The 22,064-nt window shown below is 71.5% G+C and carries 21 protein-coding genes; 13 read left to right on the forward strand and 8 right to left on the reverse strand.

All coding sequences use genetic code 11. The annotated features are described in order from the left end of the window. The first annotated feature begins 29 nt into the window (after positions 1-29). From BJ998_RS22465 to BJ998_RS22475, 3 genes are all read left to right on the forward strand, one after another. Complete coding sequence (locus BJ998_RS22465) at positions 30-626, forward strand: response regulator transcription factor (RefSeq protein ID WP_015805222.1); 597 nt, start codon at positions 30-32, stop codon at positions 624-626. A gap of 325 nt (positions 627-951) precedes the next feature. Further along, on the forward strand, positions 952-1,524 hold the full coding sequence (locus tag BJ998_RS22470; RefSeq protein ID WP_184864544.1) for a sigma-70 family RNA polymerase sigma factor: 573 nt from the start codon (positions 952-954) through the stop codon (positions 1,522-1,524). 96 nt (positions 1,525-1,620) lie between these two features. Beyond that, the gene (locus BJ998_RS22475) at positions 1,621-2,523 is read left to right on the forward strand and encodes an anti-sigma-D factor RsdA (RefSeq protein ID WP_184864545.1); all 903 of its coding nucleotides are present in this window, start codon (positions 1,621-1,623) and stop codon (positions 2,521-2,523) included. Between the two features lie 99 nt (positions 2,524-2,622). Here BJ998_RS22475 and BJ998_RS22480 read toward each other — a convergent pair whose 3' ends face one another. Beyond that, on the reverse strand, positions 2,623-3,009 hold the full coding sequence (locus BJ998_RS22480) for a DUF5319 domain-containing protein (protein ID WP_184864547.1): 387 nt from the start codon (positions 3,007-3,009) through the stop codon (positions 2,623-2,625). A gap of 115 nt (positions 3,010-3,124) precedes the next feature. Here BJ998_RS22480 and guaB point away from each other — a divergent pair, with 115 nt between their 5' ends. The 6 genes from guaB to BJ998_RS22510 all read left to right on the forward strand — a co-directional run bounded on the left by guaB (position 3,125) and on the right by BJ998_RS22510 (position 10,750). Further along, positions 3,125-4,633 (forward strand): IMP dehydrogenase, encoded by a 1,509-nt coding sequence (gene guaB / locus BJ998_RS22485; protein WP_184864549.1) that lies wholly within the window; start codon positions 3,125-3,127, stop codon positions 4,631-4,633. 49 nt (positions 4,634-4,682) lie between these two features. Beyond that, on the forward strand, positions 4,683-5,813 hold the full coding sequence (locus tag BJ998_RS22490; RefSeq protein WP_184864550.1) for a GuaB3 family IMP dehydrogenase-related protein: 1,131 nt from the start codon (positions 4,683-4,685) through the stop codon (positions 5,811-5,813). Then, on the forward strand, positions 5,810-6,325 hold the full coding sequence (locus BJ998_RS47630; protein ID WP_184864552.1) for a GNAT family N-acetyltransferase: 516 nt from the start codon (positions 5,810-5,812) through the stop codon (positions 6,323-6,325). Before BJ998_RS22490 ends, BJ998_RS47630 begins: the two co-directional genes overlap by 4 nt. A 9-nt stretch (positions 6,326-6,334) precedes the next feature. After that, positions 6,335-8,026 carry an FAD-dependent oxidoreductase gene (locus BJ998_RS22500; RefSeq protein WP_184864554.1) on the forward strand — a complete coding sequence of 564 codons (1,692 nt, stop codon included), beginning with the start codon at positions 6,335-6,337 and terminating at the stop codon, positions 8,024-8,026. Positions 8,027-8,130: 104 nt separating this feature from the next. After that, complete coding sequence (locus BJ998_RS22505) at positions 8,131-9,654, forward strand: FAD-binding oxidoreductase (protein ID WP_184864556.1); 1,524 nt, start codon at positions 8,131-8,133, stop codon at positions 9,652-9,654. 34 nt (positions 9,655-9,688) lie between these two features. Further along, on the forward strand, positions 9,689-10,750 hold the full coding sequence (locus BJ998_RS22510) for a hypothetical protein (RefSeq protein WP_184864558.1): 1,062 nt from the start codon (positions 9,689-9,691) through the stop codon (positions 10,748-10,750). Here the strand turns inward: BJ998_RS22510 and BJ998_RS22515 are convergent. Further along, positions 10,747-12,204: an aldehyde dehydrogenase family protein gene (locus BJ998_RS22515; protein ID WP_184864560.1), complete on the reverse strand. Its 1,458-nt coding sequence runs from the start codon at positions 12,202-12,204 to the stop codon at positions 10,747-10,749. The two genes, BJ998_RS22510 and BJ998_RS22515, sit on opposite strands and share 4 nt — an antisense overlap. A 62-nt stretch (positions 12,205-12,266) precedes the next feature. After that, positions 12,267-12,974, reverse strand: a complete 708-nt coding sequence (locus BJ998_RS22520; protein WP_184864562.1) for an aminoglycoside phosphotransferase family protein — start codon at positions 12,972-12,974, stop codon at positions 12,267-12,269. 67 nt (positions 12,975-13,041) lie between these two features. On the opposite strand from BJ998_RS22520, the gene guaA reads away from it, so the two are divergent. Next, complete coding sequence (guaA, locus tag BJ998_RS22525; protein WP_184868857.1) at positions 13,042-14,586, forward strand: glutamine-hydrolyzing GMP synthase; 1,545 nt, start codon at positions 13,042-13,044, stop codon at positions 14,584-14,586. Between the two features lie 40 nt (positions 14,587-14,626). On the opposite strand, the gene BJ998_RS22530 is transcribed toward guaA, so the two are convergent. Continuing rightward, positions 14,627-14,830: a hypothetical protein gene (locus BJ998_RS22530; protein ID WP_184864564.1), complete on the reverse strand. Its 204-nt coding sequence runs from the start codon at positions 14,828-14,830 to the stop codon at positions 14,627-14,629. Next, the gene (locus BJ998_RS22535) at positions 14,823-16,061 is read right to left on the reverse strand and encodes a PspC domain-containing protein (protein WP_184864566.1); all 1,239 of its coding nucleotides are present in this window, start codon (positions 16,059-16,061) and stop codon (positions 14,823-14,825) included. The genes BJ998_RS22530 and BJ998_RS22535 overlap by 8 nt, the downstream gene beginning before the upstream one ends. 75 nt (positions 16,062-16,136) lie before the next feature. Between BJ998_RS22535 and BJ998_RS22540 the strand changes: the two genes are divergently transcribed. After that, a complete protein-coding gene (locus BJ998_RS22540) occupies positions 16,137-17,480 on the forward strand; it encodes a PspC domain-containing protein (RefSeq protein ID WP_184864568.1) in 1,344 nt (447 codons plus the stop codon). Then, the gene (locus BJ998_RS22545) at positions 17,477-18,154 is read left to right on the forward strand and encodes a response regulator (protein ID WP_184864569.1); all 678 of its coding nucleotides are present in this window, start codon (positions 17,477-17,479) and stop codon (positions 18,152-18,154) included. The genes BJ998_RS22540 and BJ998_RS22545 overlap by 4 nt, the downstream gene beginning before the upstream one ends. On the opposite strand, the gene BJ998_RS22550 is transcribed toward BJ998_RS22545, so the two are convergent. Next, positions 18,097-18,312: a hypothetical protein gene (locus BJ998_RS22550; RefSeq protein ID WP_184864571.1), complete on the reverse strand. Its 216-nt coding sequence runs from the start codon at positions 18,310-18,312 to the stop codon at positions 18,097-18,099. The two genes, BJ998_RS22545 and BJ998_RS22550, sit on opposite strands and share 58 nt — an antisense overlap. 57 nt (positions 18,313-18,369) lie before the next feature. Then, a complete protein-coding gene (locus BJ998_RS22555; protein ID WP_184864573.1) occupies positions 18,370-19,287 on the reverse strand; it encodes a DMT family transporter in 918 nt (305 codons plus the stop codon). 82 nt (positions 19,288-19,369) lie between these two features. Here BJ998_RS22555 and BJ998_RS22560 point away from each other — a divergent pair, with 82 nt between their 5' ends. Continuing rightward, on the forward strand, positions 19,370-20,287 hold the full coding sequence (locus BJ998_RS22560; RefSeq protein ID WP_184864575.1) for a LysR family transcriptional regulator: 918 nt from the start codon (positions 19,370-19,372) through the stop codon (positions 20,285-20,287). 62 nt (positions 20,288-20,349) lie between these two features. On the opposite strand, the gene BJ998_RS22565 is transcribed toward BJ998_RS22560, so the two are convergent. Continuing rightward, a complete protein-coding gene (locus BJ998_RS22565; RefSeq protein WP_184864577.1) occupies positions 20,350-22,032 on the reverse strand; it encodes a serine/threonine-protein kinase in 1,683 nt (560 codons plus the stop codon). Positions 22,033-22,064: the final 32 nt, after the last annotated feature.

Raw genomic sequence — 22,064 nt, forward strand, 5'->3', positions numbered from 1 at the left:
CGTCACTCGGCTGTCGGAAAGGAGTCCCCGTGACGACGGTCTTGATCTGCGACGACCGCCGCAGCGTGCGGGAGGGGCTGACGCGTGTCATGTCGGCAGTCCCTGGGGTCAGTCGCATCGACTGCGTGGCACACGGTGACGAGTTGTTGGCGCGGTTCTCCCGGCAGCCGGTGGATGTCGTACTGGTGGGAACCCAGCGCGCCGTGCCGACCGGTGTCGAGGCGACCCGCCGGCTGGTCTCGGCCAACCCCCAGGCCAACGTCATCGTGTTCGGAGCGCCGGACGACGCCGGCAGCATCGCCGCCGCCATCGCCGGCGGGGCCCGCGGCTACCTGCGCTGGGACGCGTCCCGGCCGGAGCTGGTCGCCGCCCTCGCGCACACGCTGGCCAGCACCTCGGTGCCGGCGCCGCGGCAGCCGTCCGACCCGGGCGTGCAGCTCACCGAGCGCGAGCTGCAGGTGCTGCGCGGCATGAGCCAGGGCAAGAGCAACGGACAGATCGGCCGCGAGCTGTACCTGTCCGAGGACACCGTCAAGACGCACGCCCGCCGGCTGTTCCGCAAGCTCGGCGTTCGTGACCGCGCCCAGGCCGTCGCGCACGGCTTCCGCCGCGGCCTGGTGTCCTGAAGTTCTCACTCCTCGGTACCCCCACCGCCGGTGTCGGGGACGCCACATTCTCGTGGGCGTCCCCGGGCGGAGGTGGGGAAATCGCTTGCCCCGCTGCCGCGCCGTCACGACGTCGCATCCCATTGGTCCAGCTCAGCGACCCGTTGGGCTGGACTGGCCCGTGTCCGAGGCCGGATGCCACACTCCGTGACCAAGGGTGACCCGCCGCAGCGTTACATCAGTCGGTGTCGCCCGGTACGGTGAGTCCGACCGGGTTGAGCGACCAACGTCTCGCATGCCGACCGCGTCGGTGTGCCCAGAAGTAACACCAGGGCTGTTGTCTGCGATGAGCACTACGGGGGACGGACTGGACGCCGCAGTGGGCGCTGCCGTTGATGGCGACCGCCAGGCCATCGAACGTGTCCTGGCGTCTATCCGCCCTTTGGTGGTGCGGTACTGCCGCGCCCGTGTCGGCAGGCAGGAGAGGTCCTTCGCTTCGGCGGACGACGTCGCCCAGGAGGTGTGTCTCGCGGTGCTCACGGCTCTGCCCGGTTACCGCGACCAAGGCCGGCCCTTTCTCGCCTTCGTGTACGGCATCGCCGCGCACAAGGTCGCCGACGCCCATCGGGCGGCCGCCCGCAACCGCGCCGAACCCGTGCCGGAGGTCCCGGACGCCCCGGAGACCGACGCCGGGCCCGAGCAGCGCGCGATGCACGGCGAGCTCTCCGAGCGGATGGCGCAGCTGCTCCGCATCCTGCCCGCCAAGCAGCGGGAGATCCTGCTGCTCCGCGTGGTCGTCGGGCTGTCGGCCGAGGAGACGGCGGACGCGGTGGGCTCAACCCCGGGAGCGGTGCGCGTCGCGCAGCACCGCGCGTTGGCACGACTACGCAAGACGCTGGCAGCGGAGGAGGTGGTCTGAGTGGCCGAGCAGCACGGGCCCGGCGATGAGGATGCCGCCACGAGAGAATGGCCGTTGAGAGGCCAGTTCTCTGGGAGTCTGGGCGGAAGCAGACCGGTGCTCACCGGTGACGACCCACTGGGTTCGGAGCTGGTGAACGGGTTCGACCTGGGCGCCGCCGACGTGCCGGTGGACCTGGCGGCGGTGCGTGCCGACGACGCGTTGCTGGACGCCCTCGGCGGGGGCAATCCCGAACTGAACTCCACGCTGGCCGGCCACGAGCTGAGCGCGCTGCTGCTGTCCTGGCGGCGTGACGTGGACAACGAGCCGTTCGGCGATCTGGTGGACACCGAGACGGCGGCCGAGACCGTGCTCGCCGCGCGGCGGGCCGCGCGCCGTCGACCCCGACTTCTGGTCCCGCTGGCCACCGCGGCCGCGGTCCTGGCGATCGCCTTCACCGGCGTCAGCCTGGCCGCGCGCGACGCCAGGCCCGGTGACGCCCTCTGGGGGCTGACCCAGATGCTCTACACCGACCACGCGCACTCCGTGGAGGCCGCGGTCGCCGTCGAGTCCGACCTGAACGCCGCCCGCTCGGCGCTCAGCCAGGGCCGGATCGGCGACGCCCGCACGGCGCTGGCCAACGCCCAGAGCTCGCTGCCGCTGGTGTCCAACGAGGACGGCCGCTCGCAGCTGTCGAAGACGCACGAGAGCCTGGTCAACGAGCTGAACACCACGTCGACGCAGCCGACGTCGCCGACCCAGCCGACCTCGCCGACGCTGACGTCGGACCCGGGTTCGTCGACGTCGACGCTGCCGACGACCACGACGACCACGCCGCCGCCCACGACGACCACGACCACGCCGCCGCCGTCGAGTTCCAGCTCGCCGTCGCCGTCGACGAGTTCGTCGGACACCGCCGGCAGCGGCAAGAACAACCCGCCCGACGACGGCGGCAACCCGCCCTCGGGCGGCAGCGGGTCGAGCAACAACCTGCCCACCGGTGGCACGCCGACCAGTTGACCCCGAATGCTGGGAACGGACCTTTCCTCCACTCCGAGTGGAGGAAAGGTCCTTTCCGAGCGTCATGGGTGGAGCGTCACGTGTGAGCTTGGTCGCAGCTCAGCGGGCGCTCTCCCGCTCGTTGACGCCATCGGCGTAGCCCCGGCAGTACTCCCAGCTCACGTAGCAGGCCGGGTCCGGGTCGAAGGCCGGCTCGTGCGGCCGCATGTGGCCGTCGTGCAGCAGCTGTTCGAGGCTGGCCTGCAGCAGTGCCCAGTCGTGGTAGTGCGGCTCGTCGCAGTCGCCGCAGTCCACCACCACGCCGCGGACCCCGCGCGGCTCCAGCAGCGCCTGGTACACCGCGAGGTCGCTGAGATCGTTGATCAGCTCGGCGCGTTCCTCCTCGCCGATCGGATCGTGCTCGTGGTCGTCGGCATCGCGCAGCGCCCGAGCGGGGTCGTCGGGGTCGCCCGCGAAGGGGTCTGGAGGCAACGCGTCGTGCGGCACGACCCCGCACGGTACCGCGCCGGGCCGCCAATGGCTCCAGATACCATGGACAGAGGCGCTCCGCCTGCGAAAATCCACCCTTTGTAGTCAGTGCAGGAAGGCCAGAGGCCCGAACATGACCGAGCTCACCGCTCAGGAAACGCCGTCGAAGTTCGCCATGCTCGGACTGACCTTCGACGACGTGCTGCTGCTGCCCGCCGAGTCCGACGTCATTCCGAGCCAGGTCGACACCTCGACCAAGCTTTCCCGCAACGTCACGCTGCGCATCCCGCTGGTGTCGGCCGCGATGGACACCGTGACCGAGGCCCGGATGGCGATCGCGATGGCTCGCCAGGGCGGCATCGGCGTGCTGCACCGCAACCTGTCCATCGAGGCGCAGACCGCGCAGGCCGAGGTGGTCAAGCGGTCCGAGGCCGGCATGGTGACCGACCCGGTGACCTGCTCGCCCGACGCCACGCTGGCCGAGGTGGACCAGCTGTGCGCCAAGTTCCGCATCTCGGGCGTGCCGGTGACCGAGCCGGACGGCAAGCTCATCGGCATCATCACCAACCGGGACATGCGCTTCGAGGTGGACCACAGCCGCCCGGTGCGCGAGGTGATGACCAAGGGTCCGCTGGTCACCGCCCAGGTGGGCGTGTCCGCCGAGGCCGCGCTGGGCCTGCTGCGCCGGCACAAGATCGAGAAGCTGCCGATCGTGGACGGCGACGGCAAGCTGCGCGGCCTGATCACGGTCAAGGACTTCGTCAAGACCGAGCAGTACCCGAACGCCACCAAGGACCCGGACGGCCGGCTGATCTGCGGCGCCGCGGTCGGCGTCGGCGACGACGCCTACACCCGGGCCATGAGCCTGGCCGAGGCCGGTGTCGACGTGCTGATGGTGGACACCGCGCACGGCCACTCCCGCAGCGTGCTGGAGATGGTGGCCAGGCTGAAGAAGGACCTCGGCGACAGCGTCGACATCGTCGGCGGCAACGTGGCGACGCGGGTCGGCGCGCAGGCGATGGTGGACGCCGGCGCGGACGGTGTGAAGGTCGGCGTCGGTCCCGGCTCGATCTGCACCACCCGTGTGGTCGCGGGCGTGGGCGTGCCGCAGATCAGCGCCATCTACGAGGCCGACCAGGCCTGCCGGCCGGCCGGCGTGCCGGTGATCGGCGACGGCGGCATCCAGTACTCCGGCGACATCGCCAAGGCCATCGCGGCCGGCGCGAGCGCGGTGATGATCGGCGGCCTGCTCGGCGGCACCGCCGAGGCCCCCGGCGACCTGATCCTGGTCAACGGCAAGCAGTTCAAGATCTACCGGGGCATGGGCTCGCTGGGCGCGATGCAGTCCCGGGGCGAGGCCAAGTCGTACTCCAAGGATCGCTACTTCCAGGACGACGTGCTCAACGAGGACAAGCTGGTCCCCGAGGGCATCGAGGGCCGGGTGCCGTTCCGTGGGCCGCTGGCCCAGGTCACCCACCAGCTGATCGGCGGGCTGCGCGCCGGCATGGGCTACACCGGCTCCAGCTCGATCGCCGAGCTGCAGTCCAAGCAGCTGGTGCGCATCACCGCGGCCGGTCTGAAGGAGTCGCACCCGCACGACATCACCATGACGGTCGAGGCACCCAACTACACCACTCGCTGAGTTGGTCTAATCTCGTCGGGTTTGCGTGATCGGGGAGAGAGGACAGGCCGTGCGGGATCTGGTCGAAATCGGGATGGGTCGCTCCGCGCGGCGGGCTTACGAGCTGGACGACGTCGAGATCATCCCGTCGCGGCGGACGCGCTCGTCCAAGGACGTGTCGACGGCGTGGCAGATCGACGCCTACCGGTTCGACATCCCGCTGATCACGCACCCGTCGGACGCGGTGGTGTCGCCGCGCACCGCGGTCGCGGTCGGCGAGCTGGGCGGGCTGGGCGTGCTCAACGCCGAGGGGCTGTGGGCCCGGCTTTCAGACGTCGAGGACGCGATGTTCCGGCTGACCCGGGCGGCCGAGGAGGACGACCCGCTGGCCGTCACCCGGCTGCTGCAGGAGCTGCACGCCGCCCCGATCCAGGCCGACCTGATCGCCGAGGCGATCAAGCAGGTGCGCGACTCGGGCGTCACGGTCGCGGTGCGGGTCAGCCCGCAGCGCGCCGCCGAGCTGACGCCGGATCTGCTGGCCGCGGGCGTGGAGATCCTCGTGCTGCAGGGCACGATCGTGTCGGCCGAGCACGTGGCCCGCGACGGCGAGCCGATCAACCTCAAGCAGTTCATCGCCGACCTGGACGTGCCGGTGATCGCCGGCGGTGTCGGCGACTACCGGACCGCCATGCACCTGATGCGCACCGGCGCGGCCGGCGTGATCGTCGGCTACGGGCACTCCAGCGGCGTCACCACCACCGACTCGGTGCTGGGCATCGGCGTGCCGATGGCCACGGCCATCGCGGACGCGGCGGCGGCACGCCGGGACTACCTGGACGAGACCGGCGGCCGGTACGTGCACGTGATCGCCGACGGCGGCGTGCACTCCAGCGGCGACATCGCCAAGTCCATCGCCTGCGGCGCGGACGCCGTGATGCTGGGCGAGCCGCTGTCGGCCGCGACCGAGGCGCCCGGCCAGGGCCTGTACTGGACCTCGGCGGCCGCGCACCCGTCGGTGCCCCGGTCCCGGGTGACCGTCGGCGCCGAGGCCGAGGTGGACCTGCGCACGCTGCTGTTCGGCCCGTCGGCGGACCCGGACGGCGCGGTCAACCTGTTCGGCGCGCTGCGCCGGGCGATGGCCAAGACCGGCTACTCGGACCTGAAGGAGTTCCAGAAGGTCGGCCTGACGGTGCGCGGGTGACCGTCGTCGAGCGTGACGGCGTCGCGCTGGTCGAGCCGACCCAGGAGGACGTCGACCACGTCCAGGACGGTTACGACGGCGACTACGAGGCCGACGACGGCGACACGGTGCACGACCTGATCAAGGTGCAGATCCACCGGCTGCTGGTCGTGGACGCCGCCACCGGCGAGCGGCTCGGCCTGGTCAGCTGGCATCCGGTGATGTACGGGCCGACCACCGGCTGCGTGGCCTGGAACATCGGCATCGGGCTGCTGCCGTCGGCGCGTGGGCGGGGTGTCGGCTCGATCGCGCAGCGGCTGCTGGTGGAGCACCTGTTCGCCACCACGCCGTACGACCGGATCGAGGCCGGCACCGACGCCGAGAACGTCGCCGAGCAGAAGGCGCTCACCAATGCCGGCCTTCGCCGCGAAGGCGTGATTCGTGGCGCCCACACTCGGGGCGGCGTCCGCCGCGACATGGTCATGTACGGCATCCTGCGCACCGATCTGGTGGAACCGGGCGGTTCCGCTTAGTCTCGGTGCATGGGCCTACTGACGAGTAGCAACGGTGCTTCCGTCGATTACGACGTCGTGGTGATCGGTTCCGGCTTCGGTGGCAGCGTCGCCGCGCTGCGGCTGACCGAGAAGGGCTACCGGGTCGCCGTCGTGGAGGCCGGGCGGCGGTTCAGCGACGAGGAGTTCGCCAAGACCTCGTGGGACCTGCGGAAGTTCCTGTGGGCCCCGCAGCTCGGCTGCTACGGCATCCAGCGCATCCACACCCTGCGCAACGTGATGGTGCTGGCCGGGGCCGGCGTCGGCGGTGGGTCGCTGGTGTACGCCAACACCCTGTACCGGCCGCTCAAGCCGTTCTTCGCCGACCCGCAGTGGGCCCACATCACCGACTGGGAGGCCGAGCTCTCCCCGTTCTACGACCAGGCCAGCCGGATGCTCGGGGTCGTCACCAACCCCACCACCACGCCGTCCGACCGGGTGATGCAGCAGGTCGCCGCCGACATGGGCATCGCCGACTCGTACCACCCGACGCCGGTCGGCGTGCACTTCGGCGAGCCCGGCAAGACCGTCCCCGACCCGTTCTTCGGCGGTGTCGGGCCGGCGCGCACCGGCTGCACCGAGTGCGGGTCGTGCATGACCGGCTGCCGGGTCGGGGCCAAGAACACGCTCGTCAAGAACTACCTGTACCTGGCCGAGCGGGCCGGCGCGCAGGTGCTGCCCATGACCACCGTGACCGGGCTGCGTGAGCTTGCCGACGGCACCTGGCGGGTCGACACCCGCCGCACCGGGGCTCGCTTCGGCGGCCGGTCGTCCATCACCGCCGGCCAGGTCGTGCTCGCCGCCGGGACCTGGGGCACCCAGAACCTGCTGCACAAGATGCGCGACTCCGGCGCGCTGCCGCGGCTGTCCCGCCGGCTCGGTGAGCTCACCCGGACCAACTCCGAGGCCATCATCGGCGCCGGCCGGCTCAGCTTCGACCCAGCGCAGGACTTCAGCCGGGGCGTGGCCATCACGTCGTCCATCCACCCCGACGCCACCACGCACATCGAGCCCGTCCGGTACGGCAAGGGCAGCAACGCCATGGGGCTGCTGCAGACCATCGCCACCGACGGCTCGCTGCCGACTCCGCGGTGGCTGCAATTCCTTCGCTACGCCGTGCGGCACCCGCTCATCACCGCCCGGATGCTCTCCGTGCACCGGTGGAGCGAGCGGACCGTGATCCTGCTGGTGATGCAGAGCCTGGACAACTCCATCACCACCTTCACCCGGCGCGGCAAGCTCACGTCCAAGCAGGGGCACGGCGAGCCCAACCCCACCTTCATCCCCGCCGGGCACCTGGCCAACCAGCTGGCCGCCAAGCACATCGGCGGCGTCGCCGGCGGGACCTGGGGCGAGCTGGCCAACATCCCGCTGACCGCTCACTTCATCGGCGGCTGCGCCATCGGCACCGACGCCGAGCACGGCGTCATCGACCCGTACCACCGCGTCTTCGGCCACCCCGGCCTGTCCGTTGTGGACGGCGCCGCCATCTCCGCCAACCTCGGCGTCAACCCGTCGCTGACGATCACCGCCCAGGCCGAGCGGGCGTTCGCCCTGTGGCCGAACAAGGGCGAGGAGGACCAGCGCCCCGCCGCCGGCGCCGGCTACCGGCGGATCGCCCCGGTCGCCCCCAAGCACCCCGTCGTCCCCGCCGACGCCCCCGGAGCCCTCCGCCTGGCCTGACCCCGGCGGGGTGGGGCGTCCGTCGGGCGGGGCCGGCTGATCATTGGGAGACTGCTGGCAACGACAGCGGTTCCGACGCGTCCTCGGGTCAGGAGGTGTCCAGGATGGCGATCAGCCGGCGGGCGTTCTTGCAGGCGGCCGGGGTGGGGGCGACGGCGGTCGCGGCGGCGGCGTGCTCGCCGAACGGCGGCCCGGGCCCGGTGTCGTCGACGTCGACGAGCCCGACGCCGACCACGACGACGAGGCCGCCGGCGGTGCCGCCGAACTGGGACAAGCTGCGCGGCCAGCTGGCCGGCAAGCTGGTGCTGCCGGCGGACCCGGCCTACGAGACGGCGAAGCTGGCCTACAACCCGCTGTTCGACAGCCGGAAGCCGGCGGCGGTGGCGCAGGTGGCCAACCCGAGCGACGTGCAGGCCTGCGTGGCCCTGGCCTACGCGTCGAGGATCCCGATCGCGGCCCGCAGCGGCGGCCACAGCTACGTCGGATACTCCACACCGGACAGTGGCCTGGTGGTCGACCTCGGCGGCATGAAGGACGTTCAGGTCCAGCCGGACGGCACGGCGACGATCGGCGCCGGCGCCCGGATGATGGACGTGTACGCGGCACTGGCGAACGCGGGCCGGTGCCTGCCGGCGGGCTCGTGCCCGACGGTCGGCATCGGCGGCCTGACGCTGGGCGGCGGCGTCGGCGTGCTGACCACGAAGTTCGGCCTGACCTGCGACAAGCTGGTGTCGGCGCAGATCGTCACCGGCGACGGCAAGCTGCGCACGGTCTCGGCCTCGCAGGAGCCGGACCTGTTCTGGGCGCTGCGCGGTGGGGGCGGCGGCAACTTCGGCATCGTCACCTCGTTCACGTTCCGGACCGAGGAAGCGCCGCAGCTGACCGTGTTCCAACTCCAGTTCCCGGGCGGCTCCGTCGCGGACGTGCTCGGCGGCTGGCAGCAGTTCATCGCGACGGCCCCGGACGAGCTGTGGACGACGATGGGCGTCTCCGGCGGAAATCCGTCGACGTGCCGGATCAACGGCTGCTTCGTCGGCTCGCCGACCGGGCTGAATCCGTTGCTGAACAAGCTGATCGCGGCGACGGGCACGCAGCCGACCAACCGGTACACGCTGTCCAAGTCCTATGTGGACGCGATGAAGTACTTCGGCGGCTGCGCCTCCTACAGCAACGCCCAGTGCACGCCGAGCTGGAACGGAAACGGCGTGCTGAAGCGGGAATCGTTCACAGCGACCTCCCGTGTGCTGGCGAAACCCTTGTCGGATCCGGCAAAGTTCGCCGAGGTGATGGCCGGCCGCAGCGGCATGGACGTGCTGCTGGACAGCATCGGCGGCGCGGCCGGTCGGGTCGGCGCGACGGAAACGGCCTTTCCGCACCGCGGAGCCCTTGCCACGGCCCAGATCTACCAGGGCTCGACCGCCGCCTCGGCGCGCACCGCCGTCGGCGAGGTCCGCGACAACCTCGGCGCCGTCATCGGCGACGGCGCGTACGTCAACTACATCGACGCCAGCCTCGCGGACTGGGGCACCGCGTACTACGGCCCGAACCTGCCCAAGCTGCGCAAGGTCGCCCAGCAGTACGACCCGGACGGTGTGCTGTCCTTCGAGCAGTCGGTGGCCAAGGCGTAGTAACGGGTCACGCGCCGGCCGCGACCTTCACGAGGTGGAGGACGACGAGGCCACCGTGCACAACGAGGTCACCGGGTCCGTCAGCGGCAACGTCATCCAGGGCCGCGACATGGAAGTGCACATTCACGCGGGGCCCGAGCCGGCCAGGCCGACGGTGTCGGAGTACCTGCGGTCCCTGGCCCGGGCCATCGACAAGGGCGTGCGAGCGGCCGGTGGAAAGCCGCTGGTGGTCACCGGACCCGACGCGGTCAAGGCGGTTCGCTTCTGGGCGGGCCGTGCCGGCGGCAACTACTACCGGGGCAGGACCGCGGTGATCGACCTGGCCAAGCCGGCCTGGCGCGACGACGCGAAGCTCGCGCCGCATCACATCCTGGCGCTGCTGTTGAACGCCAGGACCCTGGACGAGGTGCGGGAATTCCGTCGCATGCGCACGTGGCCGGGGGAGATCCTGATCGTGGTCGCGGCCCCGCAGGAACTGGCCGAAACCGACGGCGTGCGGGTCCTTCGGACGTCGGAGGTGCAGGCCAGGACCGCCACGTTCGACCTGTTGCCGTCCGAGCTGCGCTACAGCCTCCACCCGGCGAAGATCGCGTTTCCCATCGCGGTCGTGGCCACGTTGATCGTGGTGAACGTCAGCCAGCCGCTGCCGGGATTCGTCGTCGTCATTCTCGCGGTGCTCACGGCTGTGGTTTCGGCCTTGGGCGGTTACGGCGTCGGCCACGTGGTGCGGGGATTCTTCCCGCCCGGCGGCGGGCAACTGGTTGTCAGCCCGGACGGCGTCGACCTGCGGACGACGACCGGCTTCACCAGACTTTCCTGGAGCGACATCGAATTCGTGGCGATGGTGCCGCGAGCCGGCGCCTGGGCGCTGCTCGTGAAGGTGACCAGTGCCGAGGAGGTTGTCGACCTGTGCCTGGTCGGCGTCGGCGGACTGCACTGCGACCGCCCGGCGCTCAAAAGCAGCCGTGACGACGTGCTGAGGGCCGTCAAGCTCTACTGGCCCGGACCGGTCGTCGACACGCGCGCCGGGCTGCTGGCCCAGGACAAGCAGCTGGGGGACCGGTTCTGGCCCGGTCCCCGCAGCGCCGACACCTAGAACTTGACGTTGGTCAGGACCATCACGCGTTCCTCGGTGAAGTCCGCCATCGCCGACCGCAGCCCCTCGCGGCCGAAGCCGGAGCCCTTCACGCCGCCGTAGGGCATCTGGTCGGCCCGGTACGACGGCACGTCGCCGACGATCAAGCCGCCGACCTCCAGCTCGGAGGCGGCGCGGAAGGCCAGCTGCAGGTCGTGGGTGAACAGGCCGGCCTGCAGGCCGTAGGCGGAGTCGTTGACGGCCGCCAGAGCGGCGTTGGCACCGTCCACAACGGACACGGCCAGCACGGGTCCGAAGACCTCCTCGGCCCACACCTTGCTGTCCTTGGGCACGTTGGCCAGCACGGTCGGCTCGATGGTCGCCCCGGCGCGGTGTCCGCCGGCGAGCAGCTCGGCCCCGGCGTTGACGGCCTCGCCGACCCACGACTCGACGCGCTCGGCGGCGGCGTCGTCGACCAGCGGCCCGACCTCGACGTCCGGGTCGTGCGGGTCGCCGGTGATCAGGTCGCGGACGCAGGCCACCAGGCGCGGCACGAAGTCGTCGGCGATCGCGGAGTCCACGATCACCCGCTGCACGGCGATGCAGGACTGGCCGGCCTGGTAGTTGGCGAACAGCGCGATCCGCTTGGCCGCGAACTCCAGGTCCTCCTCGGAGCTCCAGTCGGCGGCGACCACGGCCGCGGCGTTGCCGCCGAGCTCCAGCACGACGTGCTTGCGCGGCACCGAGTCCATGATCGACCAGCCGACCGGGCCGGAGCCGGTGAACGACACCACCGGCAGCCGCGGGTCCTTGACCAGCGCGATGGTCTCCTCGTTGCCGACCGGCAGCACCGAGAACGCGCCCTCGGGCAGGTCGGTCTCGGCCAGGATCTCGCCGAGGATCAGCGCCGACAGCGGGGTCCGCGGCGCCGGCTTGACGATGATCGGCGAGCCGACCGCGATGGCCGGCGCGACCTTGTGGGCGACCAGGTTCAGCGGGAAGTTGAACGGCGCGATGCCCAGCACCGGGCCCCGCGACACCCGCCGCACCAGCGCCAGCCGGCCCTCGGCCGCCGGGTCGGTGTCCAGCCGCTGCAGCTCGCCGGTGAACCGGCGGGCCTCCTCGGCGGCGAACCGGAACGTGGAGATGGCCCGGTTGACCTCGCCGTCGGCCCACTTCAGCGGCTTGCCGTTCTCGGCGGTGATCACCTCGGCGATCTCCTCGCGCCGGGCGGCCAGCTGCTCCGACACGTGCGTCAGCGCCGACGCCCGCACGTGCGCGGGCGACGAGCGGAACGTCGCGGCCACCTCGGCGGCGGCCGCGACGGCCCGTTCCACCTGGTCGGGGCCGGGTACGGCGACGGAGGCGACCTCGGTGCCGTCGTACGGGTGGCGAACCAGCAGCTCGGTCGCGCCCTGCTCGGCGTGACCGGCGATCCAGCACGGGCGGGGCTTGGCCTCGATCGCGTCTTCCATGACCACACGATATGACCACCACGGCCCGTCACGCCGGTGGCCATCAGGTACAACGAGCCAGGTCAGGCAGGACAAAGTGTCGTATGCAGGTCGGGAACCAGACAAGCGTGCTCCCGATACATCCGGTTGTGCTCTTCCGCACGCTGCGTGACGAAGCGGGGATCCTGCTCGACCTGCTCGGCCATCCAGATCAGATACGCCGGCAGGTTGTCGGCCACGCCGCGCCGAGTGGCCGGCGAAGCGCCGTAGGCGTCGCAGAACAGGGCCGCACCGCGCAACTGCCGGTCCAACGGCCGCTCCAGGTCCATCAGGGCGAACCGGTACACGCCGTAGGCCACGTCGTACCAGCGCGGCGCCGGCCTGGCCCAGTCGAAGTCGATCATGCCAACGGCGGTGTCGCCCTCGAACACGAGGTTGTACTGGGCAAAGTCACCGTGGCAGAGCACCTCGGCCGGCTCGATGGGCGGGCACTGCCAGCCGTCGGAGCCGGCCACGAAGCCGACCGTCGCGTCGTGATGCCGCCGGAGCAGCCGGGCGGAACTGATCACTGCCTCGTCGCTCATCGGGAAGTGGTGACCAACTTCACCCGGCACGAAAGACAGGACCTCGCGGCCGTCCGCGTCGAAGCCGAACGGCTCCGGGGCGCCTTCGAATCCGGCTGCGGAAACGTGGCGCAGCAAGGCATGCACGCGGGACGACCACGGGCCGGCCGGCCGGTGCACCCTGCCGTCGATCAACCACACCGTGTTCAGTCCGCCGCGCAGCTCCACCCGGTGCACGCTAGCCACGCGTGGAACTGGGAAGATAGCGAATATCCCCCAACCAGGAGGTCCGCTGATCGTGAGCCGACCCGTGCTCGTCGTCGACTTCGGCGCGCAGTACGCCCAGCTGATCGCGCGCCGGGTGCGCGAGGCCCAGGTGTACTCCGAGGTCGTTCCGCACACCGCGTCCGTCGCGGAACTCGTCGCCAAGGACCCGGTGGCCATCGTGCTGTCGGGCGGCCCGTCCAGCGTCTACGCGGACAACGCGCCGCAGGTGGACCCGGCCCTGTTCGAGACGGGCATCCCGGTCTTCGGCATCTGCTACGGCTTCCAGGCGATGGCGCAGGCCCTCGGCGGCGTGGTCGCGCACACGGGCGCCCGTGAGTACGGCCGCACCGAGCTGACCGCCGACGGCGGTGTGCTGCACGAGGACCTGCCGGCGCACCACCCGGTGTGGATGAGCCACGGCGACAGCGTCACCAAGGCCCCGGAGGGCTTCACGGTGACGGCGAGCAGCGAGGGCGCGCCGGTGGCGGGCTTCGAGAGCGTGGAGAAGCGCTTCGCGGGCGTGCAGTACCACCCCGAGGTCGGGCACTCCCCGCACGGCCAGGAGGTGCTGCGCCGCTTCCTGCACGACATCGCCGGCATCCGTCCGCAGTGGACGACCGCGTCCATCGTGGACGAGCAGGTGGCGCGCATCCGCGAGCAGGTCGGTGACGGCCGGGCCATCTGCGGCCTGTCCGGCGGCGTGGACTCGGCGGTCGCGGCGGCGCTGGTGCAGCGGGCCATCGGGGACCGGTTGACCTGCGTGTTCGTCGACCACGGCCTGCTGCGTGCCGGCGAGCGCACGCAGGTGGAGCGGGACTTCGTCGCGGCGACCGGGGTCAACCTGGTCACCGTGGACGCGCGCGAGCGGTTCCTGGGCGCGCTGGCCGGCGTCAGCGACCCGGAGCAGAAGCGCAAGATCATCGGCCGCGAGTTCATCCGCGTCTTCGAGCAGGCCGCGCAGGACCTGCAGGACAAGGAGCAGTACGACTTCCTGGTCCAGGGCACGCTCTACCCCGACGTGGTGGAGTCCGGCGGCGGCGCGGGCACGGCCAACATCAAGAGCCACCACAACGTCGGCGGCCTGCCGGAGGACCTGCAGTTCAAGCTGGTCGAGCCGCTGCGGGCGCTGTTCAAGGACGAGGTGCGCCGGGTCGGCCTCGAGCTCGGCCTGCCGGAGACGATCGTGCACCGGCAGCCGTTCCCCGGCCCCGGCCTGGGCATCCGCATCATCGGCGAGGTGACCGCGCAGCGGCTGGAGATCCTGCGCGCGGCCGACGCGATCGCCCGCGAGGAGCTCACCTCGGCCGGCCTGGACCGCGACATCTGGCAGTGCCCGGTGGTGCTGCTGGCCGACGTGCGCAGTGTCGGCGTGCAGGGCGACGGCCGCACCTACGGCCACCCGGTGGTGCTGCGGCCGGTGTCCAGCGAGGACGCCATGACGGCGGACTGGACCCGGCTGCCCTACGACGTGCTGGAGCGGATCTCCACCCGGATCACCAACGAGGTGGCGGAGGTCAACCGGGTCGTGCTCGACGTGACGAGCAAGCCGCCGGGCACCATCGAGTGGGAATGACACGAACGGCCCCCGCCTCGGCAAAGGCGGGGGCCGTTCGCTATTTCCGGGCGGATGGCCTGACCGTCCACATGAGAATCAGCAGTCCGACGAGGATGGCGCCGCCGGCGACCAGTCCGGTCACCCCGAACGGCAGGTCGGCCATCTTCCCGTCGGACAGCGCGTAGGCCATGGCGAACAGGCCGCCGATGCCGAACAGCAGGCTCACCAGCCGGGGACCGCCCCGGCGTTCCGTCTCAGCCACGGTAGACCTCCACATCCCCGGCGCCGGCGTGCACATCGAGCTGGATGGTGCCGACGGCGTTCGGCACGTTGTCGACCACGTGCAGGTTGACGTCGCGCCAGTCGGCGCGCTGGGTCAGGCAGCGCACGTCACCCACGTTGGCCGTGCAGGTGGCCTCCACGTTCACGTTGGCCGGCACGATCACCCGCGCTTCGCCGGCGTCCACGCTGACCGTGGTCCGAGCCGGCTTCTCCTTGTCGAACTTGAAATCCGTGAGGTCCAGTCGCACGTCGCCGAACGACCGGGAGTAGCTCGCGTCCAGCCGGTCCGTCGGGTTGGCGCGCAGGTCGCCGAAACCCGAATCCCCGCCGTTGGGCGAGTTCGTCAGCGCCACCGCGGCCACGCCGACCAGCACCGTCGGCACGATCAGGCCGCGGCCGCCACGGGCGAACGCGCCGACCACCAGGCCGCCGGCGAGCACGCCGGCCACGATGCCGAGGATGTGCGGCAGGGTCAGCCAGGTCAGGCCCAGGCCGGCCTTGAAGATCAGCAGGGCGGCGGCGGTCAGCACGGCCAGGCCCATGGTCACGCCGCCGACCGCGGAGTGCCGCTTGCGCGGCCGCACCGCGAGGGTCTTGTCCTGGTCGTCGCTGGTGGCCAGCTGCGTGGTCACCGGCTCGTTCGGGTCGTGCAGGTCCCACTGCAGCGGGGCCGCGCCCAGCGGGTCCCACTCGGTCGAGGCGGCGGCACCAGGCGCGTAGCTCGGTGCGGTCATCGGTCCCCCTGAGGTCGTGGTCGGTGCGCCGGGCACGCCCAGCCCGGCGCGGTTGCGGTGCAACAGGAACAGCCCGCCCAGCAGGGCGGCGGCGCTGAGCACGCCGCTGAAGAAGCCGAACTGGCCGCCCCACAGCCAGCCGAACGCGGGCACACACAGCAGGCAGAGCAGGATGGTGAAGCCGCGCGACATCGAGCTGCGCCCGCGGCCCACCATCGCCTCCAGCGCCGAGGCCTCGTCGTTCTCCTCCGCCAGCGTCAGCCAGGCCAGCAGGTAGAACAGCAGGCCGGCGCCGCCGTACACGGTGCAGACGACCAGTGCCACTCGCACGATCACCGGGTCGATGTCGTAACGCCGCCCGATGCCGGCCGCGACACCGGCCACCATCCGGCCCTGCCGCGGACGCCTCGGGCGGGTGGCCCAGAAGTCCGCGACCAGGTGCTCGATGTTGATCCCGGAGTGCTTGGTCGTGTTCACGGTGACGAGCATGCGGCCTGGCGCGGGGCGGCGGCATCCGGGAGCCCCCTGAATCAATCCCCGGGCTCGTCCCTGATGGCTCCATATCCCTGTGCGTGTGACCATCTTGGGGTGAGTTCGCAGCAGCTGGTCGAGGAAGAGAACGCGACACCGGAGGTGTTCGCCGACCGCAGGCTGCGCCGCAGCGGGTCCCACAAGATCGCCGGCGGTGTCGCGGGCGGTTTGGCCGAGCACCTGAACGTGCCGGTGATCTGGGTGCGCGCCGGATTCACGCTGCTGACCGCGATCGGCTTCATCGGGCCGCTGGCCTACGTGCTGCTCTGGATGTTCGCCGCGCAGGCGCCGCCGGAGGAGCAGACCTCGCAGATGGACGCCAAGGAGCGCCAGCAGGGCATCGCGCTGCTGGCCCTTGGTGTCGGCCTGTTCATCGTCATCACGACGCTCAGCGGCTCCCTGGCGTCCTGGTTCATCGTGCCGACCACAGTCGGCATCGGCGGCGCGGCGCTGGTCTGGCGTGAGGCCGACGAGGCGCAGCGGCGCAAGTGGCGTGACGGCGCGCGGACCGGCGTGACCGGCTTCTTCGGCGAGGGCAGCGCCAAGGCCCGGCTCCGGCTGATCGTCGGCGTGCTGCTGGTGTGCGGCGGCGTCGGGCTGTTCCTGTTCCAGCAGGTCTCGCCGGCGCTGGTGCCGCCGGTGCTGATCGCCATCCTGGCCACGCTGGTCGGGGTCGGCGTCATCACCGTGCCCTGGTGGCTGCGCCTGGTCCGCGACCTGGACGACGAGCGCCGCGCCCGCATCCGTGACCAGGAGCGGGAGGAGATCGCCGCCCACCTGCACGACTCCGTGCTGCAAACGCTTGCGCTGATCCAGAAGCAGGCCGAGAACCCGCGCGAGGTGGTCAAGCTGGCCCGCGGCCAGGAACGGCAGCTGCGGACCTGGCTGTACGGGCCGACCGGCTACGGTCGCGGGCGCGCGGCCGCCGCCGAGGCCAACGAGGCAGCCGAGACCCCGGTCAGCGGCGGCACCCTGCACGAGGCGATCGCCGTCGCCTGCGGCGAGATCGAGGACAGCTTCGACGTGTCCGTGGAGCAGGTTGTCGTCGGCGACTGCCCGATGGACGTCCGGCTGACCGCGCTCGTACAGGCGGCCCGGGAGGCCATCGTCAACTCGGCCAAGCACTCCGGGGTCGGCGAGGTCAGCGTGTACGCCGAGATCGAGCCCGACACCGTCACGGTGTTCGTGCGGGACCGCGGCAAGGGCTTCGACCCCGACCAGGTGCCCGACGACAGGCACGGGCTGGCCGACTCGATCCGGGGCAGAATGGACCGGCACGGCGGGAAGGTCCGGCTGCGCACGTCACCGGGGGAGGGCACCGAGGTGCAGCTGGAGATGCCCCGCAAGAAGGAGGCCAAGGCATGACCACGCCGGAGCAGGAGGACCGCAAGCCGGTGCGGGTGTTCCTCGTCGACGACCACGCGCTGTTCCGGGCCGGGGTACGGGCCGAGTTGGCCGCCCACGGCGAGGACGTGGAGGTGGTCGGCGAGGCCGGCTCGGTCGGCGAGGCCGTGGCCGGGATCGAGCACCACCGCCCCGACGTGGTGCTGCTGGACGTGCACATGCCCGACGGCGGCGGCGCCGAGGTGCTGCGCCGGGTCCGGCCGGCCAACCCGGCCGTGGTGTTCCTGGCGCTGTCGGTGTCCGACGCCGCCGAGGACGTCATCGCGGTCATCCGCGGCGGCGCCCGCGGCTACGTCACCAAGACCATCTCCAGCCAGGAGCTGGCCAAGTCGGTGCGGCGGGTGGCCGAGGGCGACGCCGTGTTCTCGCCGCGGCTGGCCGGCTTCGTGCTGGACGCCTTCTCCGAGCGGCCCGGGGCCGCCCCGATCGCCGACCCCGAGCTGGACCTGCTGACCCCGCGCGAGCGTGAGGTGCTGCGGCTGCTGGCCCGCGGCTACGCGTACAAGGAGATCGCCTCGGAGCTGTTCATCTCCGTGAAGACCGTGGAGACGCACGTGTCCAGCGTGCTGCGCAAGACTCAGCTGTCGAACAGGTACGAGCTGTCCCGCTGGGCCACCGACCGCCGCTTGGTGTGACGACCGGTCGACTCCACCTCCAGCCGGAGCGTGTCGATCACGTGTGCCACGGTGTGTGTGCCCTCCGGCCCGCCGCCGCTGTGCACACCCTTGCGCGGGTGCCAGACCAGCGCCAACAGGGCGACGATCGATGACCCGATGGCCAGAGCCCACAACATGTCCACGCTCCCCGAATCCGTTCCCATCCCAGCCAACGGATCCGGGGAGCGCGCGGTTCAAACCGTCTCGGGCTGAAGTTCCTTGGCCGGCTCCGACGCGGTGACCTTGGCCTTTCGGCGGGTCAGGCCGACGCCGACCAGCACGATCGCCATGCCGGCGACCTCCCGCCAGCTCAACGTCTCGTGCAGGAAGACCACGCCGAGCAGCACCGACACCACCGGCAGCAGGTAGGCGACCATGGAGGCGGCGGTCGGGCCCTCCTTGGCGATCTGCGACTGCTGGATCAGGAACGCGAAGCCGGTGCCGAACACGCCCAGCACGACCACCGCCAGCAGCGCCGGCACGTCGAAGTGGATCGGCTGGAGGCCGTCGAACGGCAGCACCAGGGCGCTCATCGCGGTGGCGGTGAGCATCTGGGCGGCGGCCAGCGCGCCGGGGGCGACACCCTTGTTGGCCAGGAACCGGCCGGCGTAGACGACGCCGACGCCGTAGCTGGCCGCCGCGACCAGGCAGACGGCCGCGCCGCCGAGGTTGACGTCGGTGGCCTGCCACGGTGAGAAGATCACCAGCACGCCGGCGAAGCCGAGCACCACGCCGATGACCGTGTTGAGGCCGAGCCGGCGCACGCCGCCGAACAGCAGGGTGCACGGCACCGCCCACAGCGGCGTGGTCGAGTTGATGACGCCGGTGAGCCCGGAGTCGACGGTCTGCTCCCCGATGGCGAAGAGGGTGAACGGCAGGACGTTCGCGAAGAACACGTAGACCACGAGATGGCCCCACATCTGCCGGCCGCTCGGCAGCGGGGTGCGCCGGGCGAACGCGATGGCGCAGAGCACGAGGGCGCCGAGCAGGACGCGGGCGAACACCATCTGGGACGGCGAGAGCGCGTCGAGACCGAGCTTGATCCACAGGAAGCTCGAGCCCCAGATCAGGGCGAGCGAGACCAGTCGTAAGAGGCTTGCCGGTGTCGTCACGACAACAAGCTTGCGCGAGGTAAAGCATCAGAACAAGTGAATTAAACTTCAGAACGTTTAAGGTCCGCTGTAAGGTTTGGGCATGCTCGACGTGCGCAGGATGCAGGTGCTGCGGGCCGTGGTGACCAGCGGATCCATCACCGCGGCCGCGACCAATCTCGGCTACACGCCGTCCGCGATCAGCCAGCAGATCTCCGTGCTGGAGAAGGAGGCCGGGCTGCCGCTGCTGGAGAAGGTCGGCCGGGGCGTGCGACCGACCGCCGCCGGCAAGCTGCTCACCGACCACGCCGGCACCATCGCGGAGAACCTGGCCGAGGCGGAGCTGGCGCTGGCCGACCTGCGCGAGGGCCGCACCGGCCGGCTGCGCGTGCGCTACTTCGCCACCGCGGGCGCGGCCCTTGTGCCACAAGCGGTCGCGGAGTTCCGCAAGGAACATCCCAGCGTGCAGCTGGATCTGGTCAACGTGGAGCCGCTGGACCCGATCCACGAGGCGGCGGCCGGCCGGGCCGATGTGTCCATTGTGGTCGTCGCCGATGGGAAAACGCCGCAGCTGTCGGGAATCCAGCTCGTGCACCTGCTCGACGACCCGTACTCGGCGGTGCTGCCCGACGGGCATCCGTTGGCCGACAAGGACGTTCTCGACCTGGCCGACCTGGCCGGCGAGGTGTGGGTGGACAACGAGTACAACGCGGCGTCGAGCTGGACCTGCCGGCAGATCCTGCTCGACGCCTGCGCGTGCGCCGGCTTCAGCCCGAGCTTCTCCTTGCAGTGCAACGACTATCAGACCGCGCAGGGCTTCGTCGCCGCCGGCCTCGGCATCAGCATGGTCCCCCGCCTCGGGCTGGGCACCGTGGTCCCGGGCGCGGTGGTCCGGCCGGTGCGCCGACCCGAGCCGATCCGGCACATCTACGCCGCCGTGCCCGAGTTCACCGCCGACCAGCCGGCCACCGCCAGCCTCATCCGCTGCCTGCGCGCGGCGGCGTCCCAACAGACCCGGTGAGTGCTCGGAAGGGGGCATTCCTGGCGTTCAACGCCGGGAATGCCCCCTTCCGAGCATGAAAGCTAGTTCGGCAGCGCCTGCCGGCTCTGGCTGTCGATGAGCAGGTTGCCGTCCTGCGACACCAGCGTGAAGACGTCGGCCTCCTTGCTGGTGTTGCCGCTCTTGTCCTTGTACGTGACGACCGCGCTGACCTTGTCCTTGCCGACCGGGGTCACCTTGGTCGCCTTGACCTCGTCGACGCCGGCCCAGAACTGCCGGTAGCCGTCCGGGCCGCCGGAGGCCTGCTGCATGTTCGGGGTGAGGTGCTGGAACGCCTCGGCGGTCTCGTCCGGCAGCAGCTGGAAGTAGCCCTGGACGGCGTGCACCAGATCGGCCGGCGACGGCCCGTCCGGGGTCGCGCTGGTCGTGGTCGTCGTGGTCGTGGTTGTCGTCGTGGTGGTGGTCTTCTGCGTCTTGGTCGGGCCCGTCGACACCTGCGGCGGCTCGTTGTCGGTGGTCTGCGTCGGCAGCGAGGCCGGGTTCTGCCCGCCCGTGTCGGCACGGCTGCTGCCGCCGCCGGAGATGGCGTTGGCCACGAGGATGCCGACGACGGCGGCCGCGACCACGGCCAACGCGGCCAGCAGCATCGGCCGCTTGCTGTTCTTGCGGGGCGTGGGCGGCATGGACTGCTCGCCTGGTCTGAGGCCCGGCGGCCGGGTGTTCGGCCCGGACCCCAGCGGCCCGCCGGCGACCCGGGTGGCCTGCTGCCGGTCGAACGGGCGGGCGTCCAGCCGGGTCGGCCCCGGGCCGACGGGCGCGGCGCCGACGGGCGGGGCCTGGCGCGTGGTGCCGGGGGCGATCTGCCGGGTGGTGCCGGGTCCGGGCGGCGGGTTGACCCGCCAGGTCGGCGCGCCCGGCGAGGCCAGCAGCGCCGGCGGCACCGGGCGGCCGGCGGCGACCGCGGACAGGCCCTCGTGGGCCTGCCGCATGGTCGGGCGTTCCTTGGGGTCGGCGGCCAGCAGGCGCATCAGCAGTGCGTGCAGCGGGCCGGCCTGCCGCGGCGGGTTGACCACGCCGGCGGCGACGAGGTGCAGCAGCGCGAGGGTGTTCTCGTTCAGGCCGAACGGCGGCTCACCCTCGACCGCCGCGTACACGGTGGAGCCGAGCGAGAAGACGTCCGACGGCGGCCCGGGGTCGTAGCCCTTGGCCACCTCGGGCGCGAGGTAGGCGGGGGTGCCGGCGAGCATGCCGGTGGCCGTCACGGTCACGTCGCCGGTGGCCCGGGAGATGCCGAAGTCGGTGATCTTCACGACCCCGTCGTTGCCGATCAGGATGTTGCCCGGCTTGATGTCCCGGTGCACGATGCCGGCGGCGTGCGCGGCGTCCAGCGCCATCGCGGCCTGCGCCAGCACCCGGGCGGCCTCCTGCGGCGGCATGGTGCCCCGCTCGGCCAGGATCGCCGACAGGCTCCGGGACGGCAGGTACTCCATGATCAGCCAGGGATTGCCGTCCTCCTCGGCCACGTCGTACACCGCGATCGCGTGCGGGTGCTGCAGCCGCGCGGCGATCCGGCCCTCGCGCATGGCCCGCTGCTTGGCCTCGTGCGACTCGGCTGCGCTCATGCTGCTGTTGAGCAGCAGCTGCTTGACCGCGACCGTGCGGTGCAGCCGCTCGTCACGTGCGGTCCACACCACGCCCATCGCGCCGCTGCCGATCCGGTTGGTCAGCCGGTACCGGCCAGCGACCAGACGACCGTCGTCAGTCACGGGTGCAGTCTCTCCTCGGTGCGCTGGTCGGC

This window comes from Kutzneria kofuensis (assembly GCF_014203355.1).
In the GTDB taxonomy this organism is placed as follows: domain Bacteria; phylum Actinomycetota; class Actinomycetes; order Mycobacteriales; family Pseudonocardiaceae; genus Kutzneria; species Kutzneria kofuensis.